Origin of the sequence: Cellulomonas hominis (assembly GCF_901521055.1) — a bacterium.
GTDB classification, from domain to species: Bacteria; Actinomycetota; Actinomycetes; order Actinomycetales; family Cellulomonadaceae; genus Cellulomonas; species Cellulomonas endometrii.
Window position 1 is genome coordinate 1 of the sequence record NZ_CABEGA010000059.1, and the last position, 26,014, is coordinate 26,014.

Here is a 26,014-nt window from a genome sequence, read left to right on the forward strand (position 1 = left end):
GGGGGGGGGGCGGGGGCGGCGCCGGCCCGGGCACGGACGGGCCCCCCGGCCCCGGACCCCCCGCCCGGCCGGCTTCCGTGCGCCGCTTGAGGCCCGCCCGGCGGGCGGCGGTGCGGCGGGGCGGTGGTCAGCGCGCGGCGACCGGACACCGCTCCAGCGCGTCGAGCGCCTGCGCGCGGGTCGTCCCGCCCGCCAGCCGGCCCCGGACGGTCCCGGCGGCGTCCAGCACGAGGACCGTCGGGGTGCGGAGCACGTCGAACCGCCGCACGAGGTCCATCCGCTGCTCGACGGGCAGCTCGACGTGCACGAGGTCCGGCCGCTCCCCCGCGAGGGCGCCGAGCGCCGCGGCGGTCCGCCGGCAGGGGGCGCAGACCTCGGCGGAGAGCTGCACGAAGGTGGCGGTGCGGCCCAGCGTCGCGCCCACGTCCTGCGCGGTGAGCCGCTCGGCGTCGGCGACGGGGACGTACCGGCCGTCGCGGGCGCGCCACGCGAGCCCGGCGGCCACGGCGACCGCGAGCACGGCGAGGACGAGCAGCACGCGCAGCTCCATGTCCTCCACCCGTGGTCGGTCCGGCGGGACGCGCGGGCCTCAGCCCACCAGCACGCGTCCGACGACGTAGACGAGGATGCCGGTCACGGCCACGGGCAGGACAGCCACCGCCCAGCCCGCGAGACGACGTTCCAGGACCGGCATCCGGTCGAACAGCACGTCGCCCGCCGCGACGAGGATGCCGACGGCCGCGCCGAGCAGCACGCCGGACACGACGCCGACGGCCGGCAGCGCGGCGCCCGCGACGAGCCCCCCGGCGACGGCGGCGCCGACGGTCGCACCCGCGGCCGCCCAGCTCCGCAGCGGCAGCGCGGTGACGGCGGACCCGACCGCGAGCGCCACGGCGCCCGTGACGACGACCGCGTCGCCGGCGGCGGTGCGCTCGGCGGCCAGCCAGCCGGCCGCGCAGACCGGCACCAGCGCACCGGAGACGGTGCCCGCGACGGACTCGACGAGGCGTTCCCGTCCGTCCCGCCGGGCGAGCTCCGCGACGAACGACGCGAGGACCGCCCCGGCGAAGACCGCCGGCACGTCGCCCAGCAGCGGCTCCGCCGTCGTCACGTGCACGACCGCGACGGCCGCGATCCCGGCCAGCCCCACGACGGCGGCGCTGTGCACCCGCGCGGGCAGGCCGGCGACCAGGGGCCACCCCAGGGCGAAGACCAGGGAGAGGACGACGAGCAGCGCGGCCAGGACGACCCCGTCCCGCCCCGCGACGGACACGCCGCCCAGCACGCCGGCGACGGCGACGAGCGTCGCCAGGACCGCCGTGGTCACGGCTCTATTCGACGCAGGCACGGGCGCCATCCTCTCAGACCCCCGGGGGCCGCCCGGCATCGTGGCCGACCGGTCCCGCGGCCGGCCGCGGTGGCGCGCGACACCCCCCGTCACATCCACGCGGTACCGTGTCCCCCAATTCGGACGGGGAGGAGGGTCGCTGCGTGGCCGATCTGCTGCTGCTCACACCCGCGTCCGGCGGTTCGTCCCAGGTGCTCCCGGCGCTCGGGCTGCTGTCGCACCGGGTGCGCGTGCTCCCGGTCGAGCCGTCGGCCCTGGTCGACGCCCCGGACGCCGACATCGTGGTGCTCGACGCGCGACGCGACCTGGTGACCGCGCGGACCACCTGCCGGCTGCTGCGCGCGACGGGCCTGACGGTCCCGCTGGTGCTCGTGCTCACCGAGGGCGGATTGACGGTCGTCACCGCGGAGTGGGGCGCCGACGACATCGTGCTGGAGAACGCCACGCCGGCCGAGGTCGAGACCCGGTTCCGCCTCGTGATCGAGCGCGCGGCCTCCTCGCAGTACGACGACGCGCCGCAGGAGATCTCGTCCGGCGAGCTGATGATCGACGCCGGCGGGTACACCGCCCGCCTGCGGGGCCGTCCGCTCGACCTCACGTACAAGGAGTTCGAGCTCCTCAAGTACCTGGTCCAGCACCCGGGACGCGTGTTCACCCGCGCGCAGCTGCTCCAGGAGGTCTGGGGCTACGACTACTACGGGGGCACCCGGACGGTCGACGTCCACGTCCGCCGCCTGCGCGCCAAGCTCGGCCCCGAGCACGAGCAGCTGATCGGCACCGTGCGCAACGTGGGCTACCGCTTCGACCCGCCGAAGGACCGCCGCTCCGGCGACGCCGCCGGTTCGGGTGCGTCCTCCCCGACCGAGGTCGCGGCCGACGTCTGAGGCGGTGCTCGCCTAGGATCGTCAGCGGTGTGCCGGGAAGTCTGGTCGGCGTCCTCGTCGTCGACCCCGGGAGCAGCCCCGTGACCCGCACCGCCCCCACACCTCCCGGCGCCCCGCGCCGCCTGTTCGACGCCCTGACCCCGGGCGGCGAGCGCAACCTCCTGGACACCCTCCGCGGCGAGCGGACCGGCGGGATCCTGCTGCTGATCGGCACGGTCGTCGCGCTGGTCTGGGCGAACTCGCCCTGGGCCGCGTCCTACACCGCCGTGTCGGAGACGGTGATCGGCCCGGCCGCGCTGCACCTCGACCTCAGCGTCGCCGGCTGGGCGACCGACGGCCTGCTGGCGATCTTCTTCTTCGTGGTCGGCGTCGAGCTGAAGCGGGAGATCGTCACCGGCGAGCTCCGGGAGATCCGCACGGCGGTCGTCCCGGTGGTGGCGGCGATCGGAGGCATGGCCGTGCCCGCGCTGCTGTACCTGCTGGTCAACGTCGTCGCCGCGGACGGCGCTCCCGCGGGGTGGGCGGTCCCGACGGCCACGGACATCGCCTTCGCGGTGGCGGTCCTGTCCGTCGTCGGCCGGAGCCTGCCGTCGTCGCTGCGGGCGTTCCTGCTCACGCTGGCCGTGGTCGACGACCTGCTCGGGATCATCGTGATCGCGGTGTTCTACACCGACGGCCTGCACCTGGTCTGGCTCGGTGCCTCCCTGGTGGCCGTCGCGCTGTTCGCCGTGCTCGTGCGGGCGCGCCGGCCGGGGGTCGCGGGGCACGCGGCCCTGCTGGTGCTCGCCGCCGGCGCCTGGGCGCTGATGCACGCCTCCGGGGTGCACGCCACGATCGCCGGGGTGCTGCTCGGCCTCACCGCACCCGCCGTCGCCCGCGCCGGGGAGCGCGAGAGCGTCGCCGAGCGGCTCGAGCACCGGTGGCGCCCCGTGTCCGCGGGCTTCGCGGTGCCCGTGTTCGCCCTGTTCGCCGCCGGTGTGACGCTGTCCGGGGAGGCGCTCGCCGCCGCGGTCGGGGACCCGGTGGCGCAGGGCGTCGCGCTCGGGCTCGTCGTCGGCAAGCCGCTCGGCATCCTCGCCGCGACCTGGCTCGTCGCCCGGTTCACGCGCGCCACGCTCGCGCCCGACCTGCACTGGCGGGACATCGCGGCCGTCGGGCTGCTCGCGGGCATCGGGTTCACGGTCTCGCTGCTGATCGGCGAGCTCGCGTTCGGCGCGGGCAGCGCCCACGACGAGCACCTCAAGGTCGCGATCCTCCTCGCGTCCACCACCGCGGCCGTCCTGGGCGGGGTCGCGCTCGCGCTGCGGGACAGGCAGCACCGGGAGCGGGCCCTGACGCGGTAGGTTCGCCTCGATGACCGTCGACTCCTCCGCCCTGCTGCTCGACGGCCCGTGGCGGCACCACTTCGTCCCGGCGAACGGTGCACGGTTCCACGTCGCCGTCGCCGGACCCGACGACCGGGACGCGCCCCTCGTGGTGCTGCTGCACGGCCTGCCCGAGCTGTGGTGGGCGTGGCGGCACCAGCTGCCCGCCATCGCCGAGGACGGCTACCGCGTGGTGGCGATGGACCTGCGCGGCACCGGCGGCTCGGACAAGCCGCCGATCGGCTACGACGTGCCCACCCTCACCCGCGACGTCGCCGGCGTCGTCCGCTCGCTCGGCTGCGACCGGGCGGTCGTCGTCGGGCACGGGGTCGGGGGCGGTGACGTCGCCTGGGCGATGCCCGCCTACCACCCCGACCTCACCCGCGGCATCGCGGTGCTGTCCTCCCCGCACCCGCTGCTCCGCCGTGCGGACCCGCGCTCGGGGCTGCGGTCCCGCGCCGCCCGCCGGATGGCCGCGATCCAGATGCCGTACCTGCCGGAGCGGTCGATGACCCACGGCGACCTGGTCGCCCGGCTGCTGCGCGAGTGGGGCGGCGCCCGCTGGCCGGACCCGGCCGCGCTGGCCCTGTACCGCCGCGCCGCGCTCGTCCCGTTCGCCGCGCACTCCGCCCTCGAGCAGGTCCGGTGGCTGTACCGCTCCGGCCCGCGCGCCGACGGGCGCCGCTACGCGCAGGCGCTCAAGGCCGCGACCGCCGTGCCGACCCTGCAGGTGCACGGCGGGTCGGACGGCTGCTACTCCGTCGGGCGGGCGATGGCGGACGGCCCGGTCGGCCGGCAGCTCGGCAACCAGTACCGGTTCGAGATGCTGTCGGGCGCGGGGCACTACCTGCCCGAGGAGGAGCCGGTGCGCGTCACCGCCCTGCTGCGCGACTGGCTGCGCGAGCTCGGCTAGCCCTCGTCGGCAGGGGCCGCCGGCACCGGCGGGACGCCGACGCGCACCAGCGCCGACGGGCAGTCCCGGGTGATCGGGCAGGTCGCGCAGTCCGGCTTGCGGGCGTGGCAGGTGCGCCGCCCGTGGAAGATCAGCCGGTGGCTCAGCAGCGTCCACTCCGCCCGCGGGATCAGGGCCGCGATGTCCTGCTCGACCTTGACCGGGTCCTCCTCGGTCGTCCAGCCCAGGCGCCGCGCCAGCCGCCCGACGTGCGTGTCGACCGTGATCCCGGGGATGCCGAACGCGTCGCCGAGCACGACGTTCGCCGTCTTGCGCCCGACGCCGGGCAGCGTGACCAGGTCCTCGAGCCGCGGGGGGACCTCGCCGTCGAACCGCTCGACCAGCGCGCTGCCGAGTCCCTGCAGCGACCGCGCCTTCGCGCGGAAGAACCCGGTCGGCCGGATCAGGTCCTCCAGCTCCTCGGGGTCGGCCGTGGCGTAGGCGGCGGCGTCCGGGTACCGGGCGAACAGCGCGGGCGTCACCTGGTTCACGCGCACGTCGGTGGTCTGCGCCGACAGCACGGTCGCGACCAGCAGCTCCAGCGGCGTCCGGAAGTCCAGCTCGCACCGCGCGTCCGGCCAGCGCAGCGCCAGGGCCCGGTTCACCCGGCGCGCGCGCCGCACCAGCGCCGTCTCCGGGCGGGGCCGGCCGGGGAGCTGCCGCGAGGTCATCGGCCCAGCGTAGGTCGCCCGGGCGAACCGGCGTCCTCCCGGAGGGTGACGCGAACTGGATCACATGACCAACTGCTCAAGTCGGCACCGTCGCGCGTCGAACGACTACCAGGAAGCGCCCGCAGCCCAGCGGGCCGACGAGAGAAGCGGCGGACCGCATGACCCTGGCCGGCCCGGCTGCCGAGATCGTCGACCTGCGCCGCCAGCGCGGCGCCCTGCGGCTCGAGCACCAGCACGTCGTCCGCTGGCGGCGCCTCGTCCGCAACCGCCTGGAGCTGGCCGTCGCCGCGGCGGCACCGCCGCTGGCCCCGGGCGCCTGCCCCGACGTGCGGGACGTGCTGGGCGCCTCCGCCGGCGACGTCCCGCCCGCCGCGGAGCTCGCGGCCGCCGTCCGCGGGGCCCTGCCGATCGCCGAGGTGCACGAGCTGCCGCGCCTGCGCGACCTGGACACGCGGCTCGCCCGGTACGAGATGCGGCTGGAGAACGCGCTGCGCGACCTCACCGACCGGTACATCGTGCAGCTCGCGCGCGACGTGACCGAGGGCGGGGTCGAGGCGCTCCGCGGTCCTGCCCGCGCGTGATGAGGCAGACTGAGGACGTCACATCCCGGTCAGAAGGTGAGGTTCCTCCCGTGGAGGACGACGTCGTGCTCACGGCGCCCCTGTTCGCGAACATGGACCCCGAGGCGTCGCGGACGCTGCTCGCGTCGATGACGCCGCTGCACGTGGCCCGCGGCGAGGTGCTGTTCCACGAGGGCGAGCCGGGCGACCGCCTGTACGTGATCCGCTCCGGCAAGATCAAGCTCGGCCGCCGGTCCACCGACGGGCGCGAGAACCTGCTCGCGGTGCTCGGCCCCGGCGAGATGTTCGGCGAGCTCTCCCTGTTCGACCCCGGCCCGCGCACCGCGACGGCCACGGGCCTCGCCGACGCCGTGGTGCTGGAGCTCGGCCACCACGACCTGATCCCGTGGCTGGAGCAGAACCCGACCGTCGCCAAGCACCTGCTCGGCGCGCTCGGCCGCCGGCTGCGGCGCACGAACGACGCCCTCGCGGACCTGGTGTTCTCGGACGTCCCGGGGCGCGTCGCCAAGGCGCTGCTCGACCTGTCGCACCGGTTCGGCCAGCAGACCGACGAGGGCGTCCGCGTCGCGCACGACCTCACGCAGGAGGAGCTCGCGCAGCTCGTCGGAGCCAGCCGCGAGACGGTGAACAAGGCGCTCGCCGACTTCGCCGCCCGCGGGTGGGTCCGCCGCGAGGGCCGCGCGATCGTGCTGCTCGACCTCGAGCGCCTGGAGCGCCGCGCCCGCTGATCTGCGCGACACGACGACGACGACGGCCCGCCCGCTCCCCGAGGGGACGCGGACGGGCCGTCGCTCTGCGCGGGCCTGCTCAGGCCTCCGGCGTCAGCTCCACGACGATCTCGACCTCGACCGGCGAGTCGAGCGGCAGCACCGCGACGCCGACCGCCGAGCGCGCGTGCACGCCGGCCTCGCCGAACACCTCGTGCAGCAGCGTGCTGGCGCCGTTGATGACGCCCGGCTGGCCCGTGAAGCCCGGGTCGCTCGCGACGAAGCCGACGACCTTCACGACGCGCGCGACCCGGTCGAGGTCCCCGATCAGGGCCGCCACAGCGGCGACGGCGTTCAGCGCCGCGGTGCGGGCCAGCTCCGTTGCGGTCTCCGCGGAGACCTGCCCGGGCCCGGTGCCGACCTTGCCCGTCGCGGGCAGCTCGCCCGCGACGAACGGCAGCTGGCCGGACGTGTAGACGTAGCTGCCGGTCCGGACGGCCGGCACGTACGCGGCGACGGGCGCGGCGACCTGCGGCAGCTCGATGCCGAGCCCGGCCAGGCGGTCGAGGACGCGGCCGCTCACCGCTCGCCCGTCGGGCGCTTGAGGTAGGCGACGAGCCCGGTCTCGGACTGCAGCACCTGGACGAGCTCCCAGCCGTCCTGACCCCACTGGTCGAGGATCGCCTTGGTCGCGTGGACGATGAGGGGGACGGTCGCGTACTCCCACGTGGTGGTGGCCATGGCGCCACCCTAGCCGGGGGCGCTCAGGTCGCGACGGCCTGCTCGGCCTCGGCGAGCACGAGCTCGTCGCGCCAGGACTCGACCTCGGGGCGCCGCCGGCGCAGCGCACGGCGCTCGCGCTCCGTCATCCCGCCCCAGACGCCGAAGTCCGTGCGGGAGTCGAGCGCGTCCGCGAGGCACTCCAGCCGCACGACGCACGACTGGCACACCGAGCGGGCGTCCCGCTGGGCGGCTCCCTCGACGAACAGCGCGTCCGGCGCGATCTTGCCGGCGCCGCACGCTGCGCGCGCCGTCCAGTGCCCGTCCAGGCCTGTCATCGTCATGCCACCACCTCGTGTCCCCCTGATCACGGGACAGCGACGTGGCCGGCGCCGCGCGTGCGACGTCGGACCGTTCGGCAGTCCCCCTGCCCGGCGACCGTACCGGGTCGTTTCGTCCCGGGGCATCCTCCATTCGGGTTGTCTCGGGCAACCGGACCGCGCGCCGGGGCATGTGCAGGTACGGTGCAGGTCCCTGCGGGCCCTGTGGACGACCCGCGGGCTCCGCGGGCGCTCCCGTACCCTGCTGGTCATGGCTCCCACCCCCTCGCCGCGCGGGCGGCAGGTCACCGTCGTGCAGGCGCTGGCGCTGCTGCTCGCCTTCGTGCTGACCGCCGGCGTCGGCGGTCTCCTCACCGCCGGACTGGTCATGCCCACGGTCGCCGCGGCCAACACCGCGACCGACCTCAGCATCGAGGCGTTCGAGGACCTGCCGAGCCAGCTCGACCGCAAGTCGCTGTCGGAGAAGTCCACGCTGCTGGCCGCCGACGGCACCGTGCTCGCGACCTTCTTCGCGGAGAACCGCGAGGTGGTGTCGCTGGAGCAGGTGTCGGTCCCGATGCAGAACGCCGTCATCGCGACGGAGGACAAGCGGTTCTACCAGCACGGCGGCATCGACCCCATGGGCATGCTGCGCGCCGCGGTGCAGAACTTCGCGGGCGACCAGCAGGGCGCGTCCACGCTGACGCAGCAGTACGTGAAGAACGTGCTGATCGAGACGGCGATGCGGGAGAACGACCTCGCCGGGGTCCAGGCGGCCCGCGAGGCGCGGGGAGCCGAGGGCTACGCCCGCAAGCTCCGCGAGGCGAAGCTGGCCATCGCGCTCGAGAAGGAGCTGACGAAGGACCAGATCCTCGAGAACTACCTCAACATCGCGCAGTTCGGCGTGGCGACGTACGGCGTGGAGTCCGCCGCGCAGCGCTACTTCAGCAAGCCGGCCGCCGAGCTCACCTACCTCGAGGCCGCCACCATCGCCGGCATCACCCAGAGCCCGACGGCGTTCGACCCGGTCAAGTACCCGGAGGACTCCCAGGGCCGCCGCGACATCGTGCTCGGCCTCATGCGCGCCCAGGGCTTCATCACGCAGGAGGAGTACGACGCGGGCATCGCCACGCCGCTGCCGGCCACCCTGCGCGTGAACGAGGCGCAGAGCGGCTGCATGGCGGCCGGTGCCGTCGTGGCCGGCTCCGGGTACTTCTGCGACTACGTCACCCGCGTGATCCGCAACGACCCCGCCTTCGGAGCGACGCCCGAGGAGCGCGAGGACCTGCTGTTCCGCGGCGGCCTGACGATCACCACGACGCTCGACCCGCGCCTGCAGACCGAGGCGGACACCGAGGTCAAGGCCGGCGTCCCGGTCGACGACGGCTCCGGGGTGGGGTCCGCGATCTCCGTGGTCCAGCCCGGAACCGGCCAGATCAAGGCCATGGCGCAGAACCGCAACTTCAACAACAGCGCCGATGCCACGGGCCGCGACAACGCGGTCAACTACAACACGTCGTACTCGTACGGCGGCTCGGGCGGCTTCGCGCCGGGCTCGACGTTCAAGCCGTTCACCCTGCTGGAGTGGCTGAAGCAGGGGCACAGCCTCAACGAGCGCGTGAACGGCACCGAGCGCACCCTCAACACGAACCAGTTCACGGCGTGCGGCGAGCGGTACCCGAGCCAGACCTGGAAGGTCGGGAACTCGGAGGGCGGCGCCGGCAACATGACGATCATGGACGCCACGCGGCAGTCCGTGAACCTCGCCTACCTGTCCATGGCGATGCAGCTGGACCTCTGCGCCATCATGGACGGCGCCGCCGCCCTCGGGGTCGTGCAGTCCCCGAGCGGGGTCGAGGGCCAGCCGTTCGGCGCCAAGCCCTCCTCCGTCCTCGGCTCGGACTCCACCACCCCCCTGATGCTCGCCGGCGCGTACGCCGCGTTCGCCTCGGGCGGCGTGTACTGCAAGCCGATCGCCATCACCAACGTGAAGAACGCCAACGGCGAGGACCTCCCGATCCCCGACGCCGGCTGCACGCAGGCGCTGGACCCGAACGTCGCGAACGCGATGAACTACGCGCTCAGCGACGTCTGGAACGGCACCGCCAAGAGCGTGGGCGCCCCGCAGGGCTACACCGCGTCGGGCAAGACCGGCACGACCAGCGAGAACGAGCAGACCTGGTTCGTCGGCTACACACCGCGCCTCGTGTCCGCCGTGTGGGTCGGCTTCCCCGACTCCTTCACGCCGATGCAGCGCATCACGATCAACGGGCAGTACCACCGGAACGTCTTCGGCGCGACGATCGCCGGCGAGACGTGGAAGCGGTTCATGGACCAGGCGCTCGCCGACGGCCAGCCGAACCCCGGCTTCACCGAGCCGAACAACGACGCGAAGTTCGGCAAGGCCGTGCCGATCCCGTCGGTGGCGGGGCAGGACCAGGCGACCGCGACGCAGACGCTGCAGGCCGCCGGCTTCCAGGTCACCGTGGGTGGCACGACGAACTCCGACGTGACGGCGGGCTCCGTCGTCAGCCAGAGCCCGTCGGGCGCGGCACCGGCGGGCACGACGATCACGCTCACGCTCTCCAACGGCCAGCCCGCGCCCCCCGCCGGCCAGCCGGGCGGTGACGGCGGACAGGGCGGCGGCAACGGGCAGGGCAACGGCCAGGGGAACGGCCAGGGCCAGCCATGAGCCACCCGGTCGCCCGCGTCCTCGGCGCCACGGCGCTCGCCGGCGCGGGCGCCCTCGCGTGGGGCACGCTGATCGAGTCCCGCTGGTACGCCCTGCGTGAGGTGACCGTCCCGGTGCTGCCGCACGGGCAGGACCCCCTGCGCGTGCTGCACCTGTCGGACCTGCACCTGACGCCCGGGCAGCACCGCAAGGTGGACTGGGTCCGCGACCTCGCGTCCCTGGAGCCCGACCTGGTCGTGGACACCGGCGACAACTGGGCCCACCTGGACGCCATGCCCGCGCTCCTGCACGCCCTGGAGCCGCACCTGTCGACGCCCGGCGCGTTCGTGTGGGGCTCCAACGACTTCGTCGCACCGTCCCCGAAGAACCCCGCCCGGTACCTGCTGCCGGACGCGCGCACGACCCCGCAGGCGCCGCCGGCCCCGCTGCCGTGGCGGGAGCTCGGCCGGCGGTTCACGTCCGCCGGCTGGGTGGACCTCACGAACGCCCGCGGCGAGGTGAAGGCCGGCGGCCGGCGCATCTCGCTGGTCGGCACCGACGACGCGCACCTCGACCGCGACCGGTTCCCGGCCGCCGGGGGTCCCGGCGACGTCCGGCCCGCGCCCGTCGTGGACGACTCCGGGGTGGCGCGCGTGGACCGCAGCGACGTCGACCTGCACCTCGGCGTCACGCACGCCCCGTACCGCCGGGTGCTGGACGCGATGCACGCCGACGACGTCGACCTGATCCTCGCGGGGCACACGCACGGCGGGCAGCTCGCCGTTCCCGGCTACGGCGCGCTGGTGACGAACTGCGACCTGGACCGCGGCCGCGCGAAGGGGCTGCACGGGTGGCCGGGCGCCCGGCCCGACGCCCGCGGCGGCGCCGGCTCGACCTGGCTGCACGTGTGCGCTGGCCTGGGCACGTCGCCGTACGCGCCGGTGCGGTTCGCCTGCCGGCCCGAGGCGACGCTGCTGACCCTCGTGGCGGCCTGACCCGCGCGACGCTGCTCACACTCGCCCCCGCGTCGGCGGTCCCGGTTACCGACCACCCGCCGACCTCGGCTATGCTGGGCGGGCTTCACCGGGGTGTGGCGCAGCTTGGTAGCGCGCCTCGTTCGGGACGAGGAGGTCGTGGGTTCGAATCCCGCCACCCCGACCGGTGATGTCAGGCAGGACATCGACGAAGGCCCGGACCACACGGTCCGGGCCTTCGTGGTTCCCGCAGGGTCACCGCACCAGCCCGTCGAGCGGAGCGTCCGGCCCGACACGCCGTGGGCGTGTCCGTCGGAACCGTCCACCCCGGGGAACCGGGTGGGCGGCGGCCCTCAGCGGACCGGGTGCTGCTCGACCGCGCCGCCCGGGGCGCCCTCGGCCGGCGCCTCCGTCGGACGGCGGCGCGCGCCCAGCGCCTCGGTCGCGATCCGGAACCGGTCCCGGCCGGCCTGCTTCGCGCGGTACAGGGCGATGTCGGCGGCGGCCAGCGCGCTCCCCGGCGGGGTCTCCTCGGTGATGAGCGCGATGCCGGCGGAGAACGTGACGCCGGTGCCCTCCTCCGCCCACTCGGTGCGCAGCGCGCGGAGCATGTTCATCGCCTGCACCGGCTCGGTGCGCGGCAGGATCAGCACGAACTCCTCGCCGCCGTACCGGGCCGCGTAGTCCCGGCGACGCAGGTGCTGGTCGAGGTGGTGGCCGAACCGCTCGAGCACCGCGTCGCCCGCGACGTGGCCCTGGGTGTCGTTCACGCACTTGAAGTGGTCCAGGTCGGCGATGACCAGGCAGTCGCCGGGCAGCGCGGCGGTGAGCCGCTCGTCCAGGTCGCGCCGGTTGGCCAGCGACGTGAGGGCGTCCGTCCGGGCGTCGGACCGCAGGCGCCGGGCCAGGTCCCGCTGGTACTCCGTGGCCAGGGCCAGGGACTGCGCGACGGCCCACCAGGTGACGGCGTAGACGGAGAGCCGGACGAGCGCGCTGCTGTCCAGGACGCTCACCATCGAGACGTACGCGGCGAGGGCGAGCGGCAGCACGGCGACCGCGACGCGACCGGGGTGGAACAGCCCGAGGTAGACGAAGCACAGCGGGATGAGGCCGGCGAACGACCCGGCCACGCCCGACGTCGTCAGCCCGAGCCCGCCGAGGGCCACGAGCACCACCACGGGGAACGCGACGGTGGCCGCGGACCCGCGCGCCCACGGCACGAGCAGGCTGAGCCCGACGGCGACGAGCATCGCGGCGGACGTGCCGGCGAGCACCCGCAGCCCGTGCTGGTCGACCCCGAGCAGCAGGGCGCCGACCAGCACCACGGCCCCGCAGAACAGCAGGAGCAGCCGACCCACCGCGGCGGCGTTCCCCCCGACGCGGAACCGGGCCGGGATGTGCTCCATCAGCCGCACGACGACCGGCGCCTCGTGGGCGCGGTCGCGCGCGCGGGGGTCGTCCGGCGGCGTGGGGGTCACCCCGCACCCATCGGCCCGGGGTGGCCCACCCTGGAGGAGATCGTTGAGATTTCCACCGAACCTTCGCCGTTCCCTCAGGTCCGGCGGGTCGGGGGTCACCGCCAGCGGAAGATCCTTGCCGCCAGCGGGACGAGCACCACGGTCCAGGCGGCCATCACGAGGAGCTCCCGCGTCGGGACGCCCGCCCCGACCCAGCCGTCGAGCATCGCCTGCGAGCCGGCCCCGAGCGGGGTCCAGGCCGCGATCTCCTGCACCACGTCGGGCATGATCGGCAGCGGCAGCCACACCCCCGCGAAGAACAGCGACACGAAGTAGGTCGTCATCCCGATGCCCGTCGCGGCGCCGGCCGTCGGCGCCCGGGCGGCGATGAGCGACCCCACGCCGAACGTCGACGTCGCGGCGAGCAGGAACGCCAGCAGGACGACGCCGGGGTCCTCTGGCGCGGTCACGTCCACCACGAGCATCCCGACGGCGACCGCGAGCACGGCCGCCACGAGCAGCGCCGCCACGTGCACCAGGATCTGCGCGACGAGCAGCCGGGACGGCGGCAGCGGGGTGGTGGACAGCCGGCGCAGCACGCCCTGCCCCCGGTAGGTGGCGATGATGATCGGGTACGACGACAGGGCGACGGTGCCGACCGCCAGCGTGAGCACCACCGGGGTGTACCCCGTGATGCCGTTGATCTGCGACAGCAGCGGGTCGTTGTCGTCGAACGGCGTCGACCCCCACGGCATCGCCAGGCCCAGCACCGCCAGCAGGACGGCCGGGAACAGGACGGCGAAGAAGACGTTGGACGGGTCGCGCAGGGCGAGCCGCCCCTCGACGGCGGTGACCCGGGCGAGCACCCGGGGGCTGGTCGCGGACATGTCAGGCCTCCACGCGGGTCGTGGGCTGCGGAGCGGGGACGCCGGCGCCGGAGCCGGGCTCCGTGCCGGTGAGGCGGACGAACGCGTCCTCCAGGGTGCTGCGGGTGACGCGCAGGTCGTCCGGCCGGACGCCGGCGGACGCGAGCGCGACCATGACGTCCTGGACGACGTTGCCCGTCCCGCGCACGTGCACCGTGCCGTCGTCGTGCTGCTCGACCGCCGCGACGCTGCCCAGCGCGCCCAGGTGCGCGGCGGCGACGGGCGCGGACGGCCGGAACGCCAGCGTCTGCTCGGCGCCGACGAGCGCCGCGACCTCGGCCGGCGTGCCCTCCGCGACCACCCGGCCCGCGTCGACCAGCACCACCCGGTCGCAGAGGCGCTCGGCCTCCTCCATGAAGTGCGTGACCAGCACGACGGTGACGCCGCGCCGCCGCACCCGCTCGATCACCTCCCACGTGTCCCGGCGCGCCTGGGGGTCGAGCCCGGTCGTCAGCTCATCGAGGATCGCCAGCTCGGGGTTGCCGACCAGGGCCAGCGCGATCGACAGCCGCTGCTTCTGTCCGCCGGACAGCGCCGCGTACCGGGTGCCGGCCTTCTCGGCCAGCCCCAGGTCGCGGAGCAGTTCGTCGGGGTCGGCCGGGTCGTCGTAGAACGCGGCGTACTCCTCGACGGCCTCGCGGACGGTGATCCGGGCCGGCAGCGCGGACTCCTGCAGCTGCAGGCCGACGCGCTCGCGCAGTGCGGCACGGTCGTGCGCGGACCCGTCCGGGTCGAGCCCGAGGACGCGGACCGTGCCGCCGTCGCGCTCGCGCAGGCCGCCGATCATCTCGACGGTGGTGGTCTTGCCGGCGCCGTTGCGGCCGAGGACGCCGACGATCTCGCCGCGCGCGACCGTCAGGCTGACGTCGGCGACGGCGACCGTGCGGCCGTAGCGCTTCTGCAGGTGCTCCGCGTGGATCACGGGTGCTTCCGAGGGCATGACGGACTCTCCTGTCTGGCGGTGCGGTGGCAGAGCAGGGCGGTGCGGTGCAGGGCGGTGCGGTGCTGGTCAGTGACGTGCGGTGTCAGCCGCGGCGCGGGGCGATGGACCGGCGGGTGGCGATCAGCCAGAAGGCGGTGGCGAGGGCCAGCGTCAGGACGAGGGCGACGGTCAGGACCAGCGCGAGCGGGGTGCCCTCGCCGTCGCCGCCGAACAGGTGGGAGAACGGCACCCAGTCGTTCGAGTTGCCGACGAGGATCGTCATCAGGAGCGAGGGCCCGGCGGTGAGCGGCAGGGTGAGGGTCCCCCACCAGCCGCCCGCGGAGGCGTACACCGTGCCGACCAGCAGGCCGCTGACGTACGCGACGACGAACGTCGCCAGGTACGCGACGAGCAGGCTGCCGAACGACAGGTCGGGGTCGAACCAGCCCTGGTCCTGCAGCGACCACTCCCAGCCCATCGCGCCGTACCAGGCGCGCTCGGCCATCAGCCCGCCGGCCATGAGCAGCGCGAACGCGGCGGCGAGGCAGAACGCCGCGACCAGGGCGCCGCGCACGTAGGCGCGCCGGGTCATGCCGCTGGCGACGTGCACCGGCGGGTAGCTCATGGCGACGCCGATCAGCACGGAGAACGGGAACCAGACGCCGCTCTGCCGGGCGAACCACAGGATCGACGTCCCGACCTCGCCGACGGAGTCGATGACGAACGGCAGCGCGACGACGACGACCAGGACGATCGCCCAGTACCAGAGCGCGATCTGCCCGAACCACACGAGCAGGGACGCCGCCGTGCGGACGACCGGGCCCTGCCGGGCGGCGGCGCGTGCGGGGAACAGCGGGCGGGTGGTGGCGCTCATCGGGCCCTCCCGAGCTCGTGGGCCACGTCGGCGGCCCCGTCGGCGGTCAGGTGCACGAACAGGTCCTGCAGCGGCACGGGCCCGAGCTCCAGGCCGGCGGCCCGGGCGTCCGCGGCCTCCCCGGCCGCGAGCGTGGCGAGCACGGTCGCCTGCGCCGTGCCCCCGAGCTGCTGCCGGCCGAGCACGGTGCGGCCGACGACGAACCGCTCGACCTCACGGGCGGGGCCGGTGACGGAGACCCCGGTGACCCGCAGGGCGTCCGCGTCCTGCGCGAGCAGGACCCGACCGCGGTCGAGCACGACCACGTGCTCGAGCAGCCGCTCCACCTCTCCGATCAGGTGGCTCGACAGCACGATCGTGCGCGGGTGGGCGACGTAGTCCTCGAGCAGCGCGTCGTAGAACGCGTACCGGGACGGCGCGTCGAGCCCGAGGTGCACCTCGTCGAGGATGGTCAGGTCCGCGCGGCTGGCGATGCCGAGGACGATGCCGAAGGCCGACTTCTGGCCCCGGGACAGCTTCTGCGGCTTGGCGGCCGGGTCGAGCTCGAACGCGTCCATCAGCCGCTCGGCGACCTCGCGCGAGAACGCCGGGCGGCAGTCCTCGGTGAACCGCAGGTTCGACCGGAGCGACTCGGTGTCGAGCACGTCGCCCGACTCGCGGACGAGCAGCACGCGCGGCAGCAGCGCCTCGTTCTCCCACGGCTCCTCGCCGCCGACCCGCACCGTGCCGGACGTCGGCCGGCGGAACGCCGCGAGCACCGACGCGAGGGTCGTCTTGCCCGAGCCGTTGCGACCGAGCAGGCCGGTGATGGACCCGGCCGGGATGTCGACGTCCACGCCGTCGAGGGCCACCTTGTGCCCGTAGCGCACCGTGAGGTCGCGGACCTGCACGCCGAGGGCGGTCACGACGCCGCCCCGTCCGCCTCAGCGGCGTGCGGGCGGCCGACGTGCGGGCGGCCGGTGCGCGCGTCGTGCTCCCGCAGCCGCGCGACGACGTCCTCCAGGGGGATGCCGAGGGCGCGCGCCTGGTCGGCCACGACGTCGACCGTGTCGGCGAAGAACGACTCCCGCCCCTCGGCCCGCAGCCGGTCGCGGGCGCCCGGTGCGACGAACATCCCGACGCCCCGCCGCTTGTACAGGATGCCGTCGTCGACCAGCTGCGCGAACGCCTTCGCCGCCGTGGCCGGGTTGATGCGGAAGGTGGTGGCGTACTGCGTGGTGCTCATCACCTGCTCCTCGGGCTGGAGGTCGCCCCGCAGGACGTCCTGACGGATCTGGTCGGCGATCTGCACGTAGATGGGGTCCCGGCCGTCGAACACGGGTGGACCTCCTCTGCGCCTCTGTGGTTCGTTACTCCACTAATGAACCACAGAGCAGGCGGCCGGCACAACCCCCGGACGCGCGAGAGCCCGGGACCGCTCGGGTCCCGGGCTCTCGCGTGCGGTGCGGCGCGTGCGTCAGGCGGTGGCGGCACCCAGACGCGCGGCCAGCAGCTCGGCCACCTGCACGGCGTTCAGCGCCGCGCCCTTGCGCAGGTTGTCGTTCGAGATGAACAGCGCGAGCCCCCGGCCGTCCGGGGCGCCCGGGTCCTGCCGGATGCGCCCGACGAGCGACGGGTCCGCACCCGCGGCCTGCTGCGGCGTGGGGACGTCCGCGAGCTGGACACCGGGCGCGCCGGCCAGCACCTCGTAGGCGCGCTGCGGGGTGATCGGCCGGTCGAACTCCGCGTTGATCGACAGCGAGTGGCCCGTGTAGACCGGCACCCGCACGCAGGTGCCCGAGACCAGCAGGTCCGGGATGCCCAGGATCTTGCGGGACTCGTTGCGGAGCTTCTGCTCCTCGTCGGTCTCCAGGCTGCCGTCGTCCACCAGGTTGCCGGCGAGAGGGATGACGTTGAACGCGATCGGCGCGACGTACTTCTGCGGCTCCGGGAACGTCACCGCGCTGCCGTCGTGCACCAGCCCGAGGGTGTCCTGCTGGACGGCGCCCCGGACCTGCTCCTCGAGCTCCTGCGCGCCCGCGAGCCCGCTGCCGGACACCGCCTGGTAGGTGGACACGACCAGCCGGCGGAGGCCGGCGTCCTCGTGCAGCGCCCGCAGCGCCGGCATCGCGGCCATGGTGGTGCAGTTCGGGTTCGCGACGATGCCCTTGCGGGTGTCGTCGAGCGCGCCCGGGTTCACCTCGGACACGACGAGCGGGACGTCCGGGTCCATCCGCCAGGCCGACGAGTTGTCGATGACGGTGACGCCCGCGGCGGCGAACCGCGGCGCCTGGACCTTCGACGTCGCCCCGCCCGCGGAGAACAGGGCGATGTCCAGCCCCGTCGGGTCGGCGGTGGCCGCGTCCTCGACCACGACGTCCTCACCGCGGAACGGCAGCGTCGTGCCGGCGGACCGCGCGGAGGCGAAGTACCGGATCTGCTCGACCGGGAAGTCGCGCTCCTCCAGCAGGCGGCGCATGACGGTGCCCACCTGGCCGGTCGCGCCGACGACCCCGACCCGCAGGCCCCTGCGTGCGTTCTCGCTCATCGTCCCGTCCCTCCGTAGACCACGGCCTGCTCCTCGCTGCTGTCCAGGTCGAACGCGGTGTGCACCGCGCGCACCGCGTCGTCGAGCTGGTCGGCGCGCGTCACCACCGAGATGCGGATCTCCGACGTCGAGATCATCTCGATGTTGATGCCGGCGTCGGACAGCGCGGCGAACAGCTTCGCGGACACGCCCGGGTGCGACTTCATGCCCGCGCCGATCAGCGACAGCTTGCCGATCGTGTCGTCGAACTGGAGCGAGGAGAAGCCGATGTCGGGCTGGTGCTCCGTCAGCGCGGCCGTCGCGGCGGCGCCGTCCGTGGCCGGCAGCGTGAACGAGATGTCCGTGCGGCCGGTCGAGGCGACCGACACGTTCTGCACGATCATGTCGAGGTTGACGCCCGCGGCCGCCACGACCTGGAAGATGCGCGCGGCCTTGCCGGGCACGTCCGGGACGTCGACGATCGTGATCTTCGCCTCGCTGCGGTCGTGCGCGACGCCGGAGATGATCGGCTGCTCCATCAGTGCTGCTCCTTGTGTGTCGTCACCGGCGGGGACCGTCGGCCCGGGCGCGTCCGTCACCAGCGTGCCCGTGCGGGTCGAGAACGACGAGCGCACGTGCACCGGGACGCCGTAGCGGCGGGCGTACTCGACGCAGCGCAGCATGAGCACCTTCGCGCCGCTGGCCGCCATCTCGAGCATCTCGTCGTAGCTGATCCGGTCGATCTTGCGGGCCGACGGCACGATGCGCGGGTCCGCGGTGAACACGCCGTCGACGTCCGTGTAGATCTCGCAGACGTCCGCGTGCAGGGCCGCCGCCAGCGCCACGGCGGTGGTGTCCGAGCCGCCGCGGCCGAGCGTGGTGACGTCGTTCGTGTTCTGCGTGACGCCCTGGAACCCGGCGACGATCGCCACCGCCCCCGCGTCGACGGCGGCCTGGATGCGGCTCGGGCTGACGTCGATGATCCGCGCGCGGCCGTGCACCTCGTCGGTGATCACGCCGGCCTGCTGCCCGGTGAACGACTGCGCCTCGACGCCCAGGTTGCTGATCGCCATCGCGAGCAGCGACATGGAGATCCGCTCGCCCGCGGTCAGCAGGATGTCCATCTCGCGCGACGGCGGCAGCGGCGTCACCTGCTGCGCGAGGTCGATGAGCTCGTCGGTCGTGTCCCCCATCGCGGAGACCACCACGACGACGTCGTCCCCCGCGCGCTTGGCCTCCGCGATCCGCTTCGCGACGCGCTTGATGCTGTCGGCGTCAGCGACCGAGGAACCGCCGTACTTCTGCACGATGAGGGCCACGAGAGGGACTTTCCGGGTGCGGGGTGCGGTCGCGGGCGCGCGACCGGCTGGGTCGGGGCGAAGTCTAGGACGCCGTGCTCCCCCGCCCTCCGGCACGCCCGCATCGCGGGACCGGCGGCGCGGGACCGGCGCCGCGGGACCGGCAGCCGTGGGCTACAGCAGCTCGGCGCCCAGCCGCACGACGAGCACCGCCACGACGACCAGGAACACGACGCGGACGAACGCGCTGCCCCGGGCCACCGCCGTCCGCGCCCCGAGGTACGCGCCGGCGATGTTCGCGACGCCCACCAGCAGACCGAGCCGCCACAGCGGGGCGCCCTGCAGCGTGAAGACGACCAGCGCGCCGAGGTTGGTGGCGGCGTTCACGATCTTGGCCTGCGCCGACGCCTCGAGGAACGCGTACCCGAGCACCCCGACCAGCGCGATCACCAGGAACGACCCCGTGCCGGGCCCGAGCAGCCCGTCGTAGAAGCCGATGCCGGCGCCGAGCGCGAGCGCCACGAGCAGGTGCGTCCGGCCCTCCCAGCGGAGCTGCGTCGCCCGGCCCACCTGGGGGCGCGCCACGGTGTAGACCGCCACGGCGACCAGCGCGACCAGGATCACCGGCACGAACACGTCCTCGGGCAGCAGCGACGCCAGCGCGGCACCGCCGGCCGCACCGAGCAGGGCGGCCACCGCCATCGGGCCCGCCGTCCCCAGGCCCGGTTGCACGCGCCGGTAGTAGGTCGCCGCACTCACGGAGGTGCCGAGGATGCCCGCGAGCTTGTTCGTCGCCAGCGCCTGCACCGGGCTGATCCCGGGGACCAGCAGCAGCGCGGGGAGCTGGACCAGCCCGCCGCCGCCGACCACCGCGTCCACCCAGCCGGCGGCGAAGCCGGCCAGCATGAGCAGCGCCACCGTGCCGAGCGTGAGCTCCAGGCCCGAGACGGTCACGCGTCGGCGGGGCGCGGGGCGCCGGAGGACGGGGTGGGGTGCGCCGCGCCGCCGCCCCGGTGCGCGGCGACGATCGCCGCGCCGGCGTGCTGCAGCGCCGCCGCGACCGCCCGGCCCCGCTCCTCGCCGCCGACGTACCCGGCGACCATGGCGCCGTCACGCAGGATCACCAGCTCCTCGGCGGTGTCCTCCGGGTCGGGCACGCCGAGCTCGGCGAGCAGACCGGCCGCGGTCGCGACCATCCACCGGCGGTGCTCCGCGACGACCGCCCGAACCGGGTGCCCCGCGTCCGCGTACTCCGCGGCGGCGTTGATGAACGGGCAGCCCCGGAACCCGGGGGCGCAGGACTCCCGCCCGAGCGCGTCGGCGTACGCGCGCAGGACGGCCGCCGGGTCTCCGGGGTGCTCCGCTCGCGCGGCGTCCAGGGCGGCCCGCTCGGCGGCGGCGATCGCGGTGAGGTACGCGACGACCAGCGCGTCCTTCGCCGGGAAGTGCCGGTAGAACGTCACCTTGCTGACCTCGGCCGCGGCGATCACGCGGTCGGCGCTCACCGCCCGGATGCCGTCGGCGTAGAACAGCCGGGACGCCGCCGCGAGGATGCGGTCCGCGACGGCGGACGGGCGGGGGCCGGCGGCGGTGGTCGTCATGGCGGTCCTCCTCCGGCTGCGGCATGTCGATCGGCAGGGTGGGCGCGAGGCCCGGGGCGCCAGTCTGGCACGACCCCGGACGAGGTGGTCTACTGGGAGACGTACTAGTTCGTCTACATCGGGAGCACCGCATGAGCGCCGTCTACACCGCCACTGCCACGTCCACCGGCGAGGGTCGCGCGGGGGGCCAGGTCACCAGCGACGACGGCGTCCTCGACCTCACGCTGGCCGTCCCGCCGGCCATGGGCGGCCCGGGTGGCGGGACCAACCCCGAGCAGCTGTTCGCCGCGGGCTGGGCCGCCTGCTTCCACTCCGCGCTCAAGGGCGTCGCCGCGGCCGGCAAGACCCCGATCCGGGACAGCGCCGTGGTCGCGGACATCGGCATCCTCCCGAACGGCACCGGCGGCTACACGCTGAGCGCCGCCCTGCACGTCGAGATCGGCGGCGTGGACCAGGCCACCGCGGAGAAGCTGGTGGAGCAGGCGCACCAGGTGTGCCCGTACTCCAACGCCACCCGGGGCAACATCGACGTCACGCTGGAGACCACGGTCGCCTGACGGGCCCGCGCGGGCCACTGCCGTCAGCGGCGAGTGCGCCCGTCAGCGGCGAGTGCGCCCTCTCCTGGGGGTGCACTCGCCGCGCAGGGGCGCAGTCCGCGCGACCGGGCGGCGGCGGTCAGCGCTGGAGGGCGTCGTACTCCGCCTCGGCCGCCACGTCGTCGTCGACGTCGAGCCGCAGGTGGCCGAGCAGGGTCTGCAGGGTGCGCAGGACGCTCGACGCCCGCTCGCCCCAGGTCGACAGGTAGGAGAACTGCCACCACCACAGGGCCTCGAGCACGTGGCCGTGGTCGTAGTGCCGCAGCCCCTGGACCAGCGACTGCGTGATCGACACCAGGTCGCCGGACAGCGTGGCACCGGCCACCTCCGCGCCCAGCACCGGGTCGACGACCTCGGCGTACTCGTCGACGCCGTCCAGCACCTCGGCCAGCGCGGCGCGCAGCGGGTCGACGTCGGGGTCGGGGCCGACGTCCGGCTCGTACCGCTCGCTGGGCACCACGTCGACGATGGCGCCGAGGCGCGCGCCGACGCCGAGCACGTCGGACACGGCGAGCAGGAGCAGCGGGATCGCGGCGTCCGGGTTGGTGCCCGCGCCCACCTCGGTGACGGTCGTGAGGAACGCCCGGCACTCGCGCGCGACGGTCTCGGCGACGACACGCAGGTCGGCGGCCTCCGGGTCGAGCGCCAGGTCCTGGACCCCGGCCGCTCCGGTTGCCACGCGCACGTCGTCAGATCGGGTCACGTCCGCCATCGTGCTCCATCAGGTCGCCCCGTGCCCACCCGACACGAGCGTCCGGCGCGTGACCGGCGGCGACACGGTCCCGCCCCGCCGGACCGCCGCTGCGTCAGGCGCTGATGCGGCGCCGGCCCTCGAACGCGCGGCCGAGGGTGACCTCGTCGGCGTACTCCAGGTCCCCGCCCACCGGCAGGCCGGACGCGAGGCGGCTGATCGTGATGCCCATCGGGACCAGCAGGCGCGCCAGGTAGGTCGCGGTGGCCTCGCCCTCGACGTTCGGGTCGGTCGCGAGGATCACCTCCGTGACCGTGGCGTCCGCGAGGCGGGTCATGAGGTCCTTGATCCGCAGGTCGTCGGGACCGATGCCCGCGATCGGGTTGATGGCGCCGCCGAGCACGTGGTACCTGCCGCGGAACTCGCGGGTCCGCTCGATCGCGACGACGTCCTTCGGCTCCTCGACGACGCACAGCACCGCCGGCGAGCGCCGCGGGTCGCGGCAGATCCGGCAGAGGTCCTCCTCGGCGACGTTCCCGCACTGCACGCAGAACCGCACCCGCGCCTTGACCTCGGTCAACGCGTCCACGAGCCGCCGCACGTCCGTGGGGTCGGCCGCGAGGATGTGGAACGCGATCCGCTGCGCGCTCTTGGGACCGACGCCGGGCAGCCGCCCGAGCTCGTCGATCAGGTCCTGGACCGCGCCTTCATACACGCACCCACCCTACGGCCCGGCACCCACACCCACCGGCCGCCGCGCGTCAGAAGCCCTCGTCGACGAGCTCCTCGATCACGGTGGCGTTGAGCATCTGCGCGAGCAGCGGCACGCCGGACAGGCCGGTGGAGCCGATGTCGGGGTCGTCCATGGACGGCTCGTCGTCGGACCAGCGGCGCGTCGGGGCGGTCGCCGCCGCACCGGCACCTCCGGCCGCGGCTGCCCGGGCGGCGGCGCGCACGCGGTCGGCGCCGCTCGGGGGGGCGGGCGCCCAGTCGTCCGCGGGAGGCTCGGGGGCACCGGGGTCGTCGGGGTCGACGTCCCACGGCGGCGGCGGGGTGGCGGCGCGGTCGTCGGAGCCGGGCGCCGCGTCGGGCGGGGTCGGTGCGCCGCGCTCCGGGCGGGCGCTCGGCGGTGCGTCGGCGGCCGTACGGCCGACAGGCGCCCCCGCGGCACGGTCACCGGGAGCGGTGCGGGCGCCCGGGCCCTGCGCACGGGCGGCCTCGCGCTCCGCCGACGCACCGTCGGACGACGGCTGCGGCGGGCGGCGGTCGGGGACGTCGACGCCGCTCGGACCCGCACCCGGGTCGGCGGACCGGGCCGCCGCGTCGGGGTCGTCGTCGGCCGGGACGTCGGGCCGGTCGCCGCCGCCGGGCCGGGCACCGTGCGAGGTGCGCTGGGCGTCGGCCGTCGAGCTCGGCACGGGCGCCGGGCGTGCGGCGGGTGCGGCGGGTGCGTCCCACGACGCCGCCGCCTCGGCCGCGGACGGGGCACCCCCGCCCCGCGCGGGACCACCGGCGGGGGCTCCGGAGCCCGAGGGCCCGGGAGCGCCGCTGCCCTGCTGGCCGGACGGCCCCGCGCCGGCGAGCACCGGCTCCACCTTCACGGTGAAGCCGAGCGTCTCGCTCACGGCCTGCTGCACGAGGTCGGCGTGCGAGCCGGCGCGGAACGCGGACGCCAGACCGGGCGCCGCGAAGCCGAGCTTCAGGGTGGTTGCGTCGAGCTCCACCACCTGGGCGTTCTGGCTGATGAGGACCCACGTCGTCTTCTTCAGCCGGCTGAGGGTGTCGAGCACCTCGGGCCAGCGACGCCGCAGCACCTCGGTGTCGCCGCCGCCCGGGGTGCCGCCCGGGCGCTCGACGGAGGCGACCGGCTCCGCGGTGGGGACGTCGTGCCGCACCGGAGCGGCAGGCCCGTCGGCCGGTCGCTCGACCGCCACCGGCCGCTCGGCAGGCACCGGCCGCTCGGCAGGCACGGGCCGCTCGGCAGGCACGCGGCGCTCAGCAGCCGCCGGGCGCTCGAGGACGGGCGCCGGCCAGGCGTCGGCGGGCTCCGCCGGGCTTGGCGCGGGCGTCGCGTCGGCCGGTGCGGGCGTGGCCTCGGCGGCGACCCCGTCCGGCGTCGCCACGTCGTCCAGCGGCGTCGGCTCGTCGAGCGGCATCGGCTCGTCGTCGCGCGCGGGCTCCTCCTCGACGTCCGGCACCTCGTCGACCTCCGGCACGACGGGCTCGACCGGTGCGGACGCGCTCACCGGGACCGACGTGGGCTCGGGAGCGGCGGACCCGGGCGTCGCGGCCGGCGCGGCGGTCTCGGCGGCGGGCGTGACGACGGCGACCCGCTCCACGGGCGCCGCGGGCGCGAACGCCGCGGCGGGGACCCCCGACCCGCCCGCGACCCGCACGCCCTCGCGCTCGAGCCGGTCGACCCGCGCCCCGATCCCGGCGGCGGAGTCGTCCAGACCCGGCAGCAGCAGCCGGGCCATCAGCAGCTCGAGGTGCAGGCGCGGCGACGTCGCGCCGGTCATCTCGGACAGGGCGGCGTTCACCAGGTCGGCCGACCGGGACAGCTCCGCGGCGCCGAGGTGGGCGGCCTGCGACTGCATCCGGGTCATCTGGTCGCCCGGGACGTCGCGCAGCACCGCCGCCGCGGCGTCACCGGAGGCCGCGAGCACGATGAGGTCGCGGAGCCGCTCCAGGAGGTCCTCGACGAACCGGCGCGGCTCGTGCCCGGTGGAGATGACGCGCTCGACCACCCGGAACGCGCTGGCCCCGTCACGGGCGGCGACCGCCTCGACCAGGTCGTCCAGCAGGGAGGAGTGCGTGTACCCGAGCAGGGCGACGGCGTCCTCGTAGACGAGGCCCTGCGACCCGGAGCCGGCGATCAGCTGGTCCAGCACGGACAGCGAGTCGCGCACGGACCCGCCGCCGGCCCGCACGACGAGCGGCAGCACGCCGGAGCCGACCTGCACGCCCTCCGCGTCGCAGAGCGTCCCGAGGTAGTCGACCATCACGTCCGGCGGCACGAGCCGGAACGGGTAGTGGTGGGTCCGGGACCGGATGGTGCCGATGACCTTGTCCGGCTCGGTGGTCGCGAAGATGAACTTCACGTGCTCCGGCGGCTCCTCGACGATCTTGAGGAGGGCGTTGAAGCCCTGCGGCGAGACCATGTGCGCCTCGTCCAGGATGAACACCTTGTACCGGTCCCGGGCCGGCGCGAACGTCGCGCGCTCGCGCAGGTCGCGGGCGTCGTCCACGCCGCCGTGGCTCGCGGCGTCGATCTCCACCACGTCGAGGCTGCCCGGCCCGCCGCGGGCGAGCTCGACGCAGGACGCGCACGTGCCGCAGGGCGTGTCGGTCGGCCCCTGCGCGCAGTTCAGGCAGCGGGCGAGGATGCGCGCGGACGTCGTCTTGCCGCAGCCGCGGGGGCCGGAGAACAGGTACGCGTGGTTGGTCTGCCCCGACCGCAGCGCCTGCCGGAGCGGCGCGGTGACGTGGTCCTGCCCCACGACCTCGGCGAAGGACTCGGGCCGGTAGCGGCGGTACAGGGCTGTCGTCACCCCAGAACTCTAGAGGGGCCGCCTGACAGTCCGGGACCCCGCGAGCGGGCCCCTGGGGACGAGCACCGCCGCGCCGCGGACGGTCCGCGGGCGGACATGGGGCCCCTGACCTGCACCCTGACACGGCGTCTCACATCGTGGGCCTCGGATTCCATTGGGCGAGACGCGGCTGCTAGGTTCCGTGCATCGTCGGACGACCGGTCCGGCGACCCCTGCACGAGGAGACGGCACGACGTGAGCCAGCACGCCGGCACCCCCGACCGCCCGCGCCCGGTGCGCGCCGCGGCCGGCGCCCGCGCGCTCACCTGTCGCTGTCCCGCCTGACCCCGCGCACCGCGGCCGGCACCGCGCCCCGGCGCCCCGCCCCGGGACCGGGGTGGTCCTGCGGGCGGGGCGGGGC

Annotated in this window: 27 protein-coding genes and 1 tRNA gene; 9 read left to right on the forward strand and 19 right to left on the reverse strand. The window is 75.2% G+C overall.

Annotated features, from left to right (window positions below):
- Nucleotides 1-127 precede the first annotated feature (127 nt).
- Nucleotides 128-550 carry a thioredoxin family protein gene (locus KJP73_RS14860; RefSeq protein ID WP_213283654.1) on the reverse strand — a complete coding sequence of 141 codons (423 nt, stop codon included), beginning with the start codon at nt 548-550 and terminating at the stop codon, nt 128-130.
- A gap of 39 nt (nt 551-589) precedes the next feature.
- Entirely contained in the window at nt 590-1,327 is a 738-nt protein-coding gene (locus tag KJP73_RS14865; protein ID WP_249669422.1) for a hypothetical protein, read from the reverse strand.
- A 164-nt stretch (nt 1,328-1,491) separates the two neighbouring features.
- Between KJP73_RS14865 and KJP73_RS14870 the strand changes: the two genes are divergently transcribed.
- Genes KJP73_RS14870 through KJP73_RS14880 form a run of 3 tightly spaced genes read left to right on the forward strand, consistent with a single transcriptional unit; the run spans nt 1,492 to nt 4,509 of the window.
- Nucleotides 1,492-2,232 (forward strand): winged helix-turn-helix transcriptional regulator, encoded by a 741-nt coding sequence (locus KJP73_RS14870; RefSeq protein WP_213283656.1) that lies wholly within the window; start codon nt 1,492-1,494, stop codon nt 2,230-2,232.
- Between the two features lie 29 nt (nt 2,233-2,261).
- Entirely contained in the window at nt 2,262-3,575 is a 1,314-nt protein-coding gene (gene nhaA, locus KJP73_RS14875; RefSeq protein ID WP_249669423.1) for a Na+/H+ antiporter NhaA, read from the forward strand.
- A gap of 10 nt (nt 3,576-3,585) precedes the next feature.
- Nucleotides 3,586-4,509, forward strand: a complete 924-nt coding sequence (locus tag KJP73_RS14880) for an alpha/beta fold hydrolase (RefSeq protein ID WP_213283657.1) — start codon at nt 3,586-3,588, stop codon at nt 4,507-4,509.
- On the opposite strand, the gene nth is transcribed toward KJP73_RS14880, so the two are convergent.
- Nucleotides 4,506-5,219 (reverse strand): endonuclease III, encoded by a 714-nt coding sequence (gene nth, locus KJP73_RS14885; protein WP_213283658.1) that lies wholly within the window; start codon nt 5,217-5,219, stop codon nt 4,506-4,508. The two genes, KJP73_RS14880 and nth, sit on opposite strands and share 4 nt — an antisense overlap.
- 158 nt (nt 5,220-5,377) lie before the next feature.
- Here nth and KJP73_RS14890 point away from each other — a divergent pair, with 158 nt between their 5' ends.
- On the forward strand, nt 5,378-5,800 hold the full coding sequence (locus KJP73_RS14890; protein ID WP_213283659.1) for a hypothetical protein: 423 nt from the start codon (nt 5,378-5,380) through the stop codon (nt 5,798-5,800).
- Nucleotides 5,801-5,850: 50 nt separating this feature from the next.
- On the forward strand, nt 5,851-6,528 hold the full coding sequence (locus KJP73_RS14895) for a Crp/Fnr family transcriptional regulator (RefSeq protein ID WP_249669424.1): 678 nt from the start codon (nt 5,851-5,853) through the stop codon (nt 6,526-6,528).
- Nucleotides 6,529-6,607: 79 nt separating this feature from the next.
- On the opposite strand, the gene KJP73_RS14900 is transcribed toward KJP73_RS14895, so the two are convergent.
- The 3 genes from KJP73_RS14900 to KJP73_RS14910 are packed head-to-tail and all read right to left on the reverse strand — an operon-like array spanning nt 6,608 to nt 7,565.
- Nucleotides 6,608-7,090 carry a RidA family protein gene (locus KJP73_RS14900; protein WP_213283660.1) on the reverse strand — a complete coding sequence of 161 codons (483 nt, stop codon included), beginning with the start codon at nt 7,088-7,090 and terminating at the stop codon, nt 6,608-6,610.
- On the reverse strand, nt 7,087-7,248 hold the full coding sequence (locus tag KJP73_RS14905; RefSeq protein WP_203669286.1) for a DUF4177 domain-containing protein: 162 nt from the start codon (nt 7,246-7,248) through the stop codon (nt 7,087-7,089). Before KJP73_RS14905 ends, KJP73_RS14900 begins: the two co-directional genes overlap by 4 nt.
- Before the next feature lie 23 nt (nt 7,249-7,271).
- Complete coding sequence (locus tag KJP73_RS14910; RefSeq protein WP_213283678.1) at nt 7,272-7,565, reverse strand: WhiB family transcriptional regulator; 294 nt, start codon at nt 7,563-7,565, stop codon at nt 7,272-7,274.
- Between the two features lie 253 nt (nt 7,566-7,818).
- On the opposite strand from KJP73_RS14910, the gene KJP73_RS14915 reads away from it, so the two are divergent.
- From KJP73_RS14915 to KJP73_RS14925, 3 genes are all read left to right on the forward strand, one after another.
- Entirely contained in the window at nt 7,819-10,239 is a 2,421-nt protein-coding gene (locus KJP73_RS14915) for a transglycosylase domain-containing protein (RefSeq protein WP_213283661.1), read from the forward strand.
- The gene (locus KJP73_RS14920; RefSeq protein WP_213283662.1) at nt 10,236-11,213 is read left to right on the forward strand and encodes a metallophosphoesterase; all 978 of its coding nucleotides are present in this window, start codon (nt 10,236-10,238) and stop codon (nt 11,211-11,213) included. The genes KJP73_RS14915 and KJP73_RS14920 overlap by 4 nt, the downstream gene beginning before the upstream one ends.
- Before the next feature lie 89 nt (nt 11,214-11,302).
- Nucleotides 11,303-11,376, forward strand: a tRNA-Pro gene (locus tag KJP73_RS14925).
- A gap of 169 nt (nt 11,377-11,545) precedes the next feature.
- Here the strand turns inward: KJP73_RS14925 and KJP73_RS14930 are convergent.
- The 10 genes from KJP73_RS14930 to KJP73_RS14975 form a co-directional block, all read right to left on the reverse strand.
- Nucleotides 11,546-12,670, reverse strand: a complete 1,125-nt coding sequence (locus tag KJP73_RS14930) for a GGDEF domain-containing protein (RefSeq protein WP_213283663.1) — start codon at nt 12,668-12,670, stop codon at nt 11,546-11,548.
- A 95-nt stretch (nt 12,671-12,765) separates the two neighbouring features.
- Complete coding sequence (locus tag KJP73_RS14935; RefSeq protein ID WP_213283664.1) at nt 12,766-13,536, reverse strand: ABC transporter permease; 771 nt, start codon at nt 13,534-13,536, stop codon at nt 12,766-12,768.
- A gap of 1 nt (nt 13,537) precedes the next feature.
- The gene (locus tag KJP73_RS14940) at nt 13,538-14,515 is read right to left on the reverse strand and encodes an ABC transporter ATP-binding protein (protein WP_213283665.1); all 978 of its coding nucleotides are present in this window, start codon (nt 14,513-14,515) and stop codon (nt 13,538-13,540) included.
- 85 nt (nt 14,516-14,600) lie between these two features.
- Nucleotides 14,601-15,371 (reverse strand): hypothetical protein, encoded by a 771-nt coding sequence (locus KJP73_RS14945; RefSeq protein ID WP_213283666.1) that lies wholly within the window; start codon nt 15,369-15,371, stop codon nt 14,601-14,603.
- The gene (locus KJP73_RS14950) at nt 15,368-16,276 is read right to left on the reverse strand and encodes an ABC transporter ATP-binding protein (protein ID WP_213283667.1); all 909 of its coding nucleotides are present in this window, start codon (nt 16,274-16,276) and stop codon (nt 15,368-15,370) included. Before KJP73_RS14950 ends, KJP73_RS14945 begins: the two co-directional genes overlap by 4 nt.
- Nucleotides 16,273-16,689 carry a GntR family transcriptional regulator gene (locus KJP73_RS14955; RefSeq protein WP_213283668.1) on the reverse strand — a complete coding sequence of 139 codons (417 nt, stop codon included), beginning with the start codon at nt 16,687-16,689 and terminating at the stop codon, nt 16,273-16,275. Before KJP73_RS14955 ends, KJP73_RS14950 begins: the two co-directional genes overlap by 4 nt.
- Nucleotides 16,690-16,827: 138 nt before the next feature.
- Nucleotides 16,828-17,898, reverse strand: coding sequence for an aspartate-semialdehyde dehydrogenase (locus tag KJP73_RS14960; protein ID WP_213283669.1), 1,071 nt, complete (start codon nt 17,896-17,898; stop codon nt 16,828-16,830).
- Nucleotides 17,895-19,196: an aspartate kinase gene (locus KJP73_RS14965; protein WP_213283670.1), complete on the reverse strand. Its 1,302-nt coding sequence runs from the start codon at nt 19,194-19,196 to the stop codon at nt 17,895-17,897. Before KJP73_RS14965 ends, KJP73_RS14960 begins: the two co-directional genes overlap by 4 nt.
- 153 nt (nt 19,197-19,349) lie before the next feature.
- Entirely contained in the window at nt 19,350-20,081 is a 732-nt protein-coding gene (locus KJP73_RS14970) for a TSUP family transporter (RefSeq protein WP_213283679.1), read from the reverse strand.
- 44 nt (nt 20,082-20,125) lie between these two features.
- Nucleotides 20,126-20,776, reverse strand: a complete 651-nt coding sequence (locus tag KJP73_RS14975; protein ID WP_213283671.1) for a TetR/AcrR family transcriptional regulator — start codon at nt 20,774-20,776, stop codon at nt 20,126-20,128.
- 131 nt (nt 20,777-20,907) lie between these two features.
- On the opposite strand from KJP73_RS14975, the gene KJP73_RS14980 reads away from it, so the two are divergent.
- Nucleotides 20,908-21,333: an organic hydroperoxide resistance protein gene (locus tag KJP73_RS14980; RefSeq protein WP_213283672.1), complete on the forward strand. Its 426-nt coding sequence runs from the start codon at nt 20,908-20,910 to the stop codon at nt 21,331-21,333.
- 118 nt (nt 21,334-21,451) lie between these two features.
- On the opposite strand, the gene KJP73_RS14985 is transcribed toward KJP73_RS14980, so the two are convergent.
- From KJP73_RS14985 to KJP73_RS14995, 3 genes are all read right to left on the reverse strand, one after another.
- Nucleotides 21,452-22,084, reverse strand: a complete 633-nt coding sequence (locus tag KJP73_RS14985) for a DUF5063 domain-containing protein (RefSeq protein WP_213283673.1) — start codon at nt 22,082-22,084, stop codon at nt 21,452-21,454.
- 94 nt (nt 22,085-22,178) lie between these two features.
- Nucleotides 22,179-22,778 carry a recombination mediator RecR gene (gene recR / locus KJP73_RS14990; RefSeq protein WP_213283674.1) on the reverse strand — a complete coding sequence of 200 codons (600 nt, stop codon included), beginning with the start codon at nt 22,776-22,778 and terminating at the stop codon, nt 22,179-22,181.
- A gap of 46 nt (nt 22,779-22,824) precedes the next feature.
- Nucleotides 22,825-25,614, reverse strand: coding sequence for a DNA polymerase III subunit gamma and tau (locus tag KJP73_RS14995; protein ID WP_213283675.1), 2,790 nt, complete (start codon nt 25,612-25,614; stop codon nt 22,825-22,827).
- Nucleotides 25,615-26,014 lie beyond the last annotated feature (400 nt).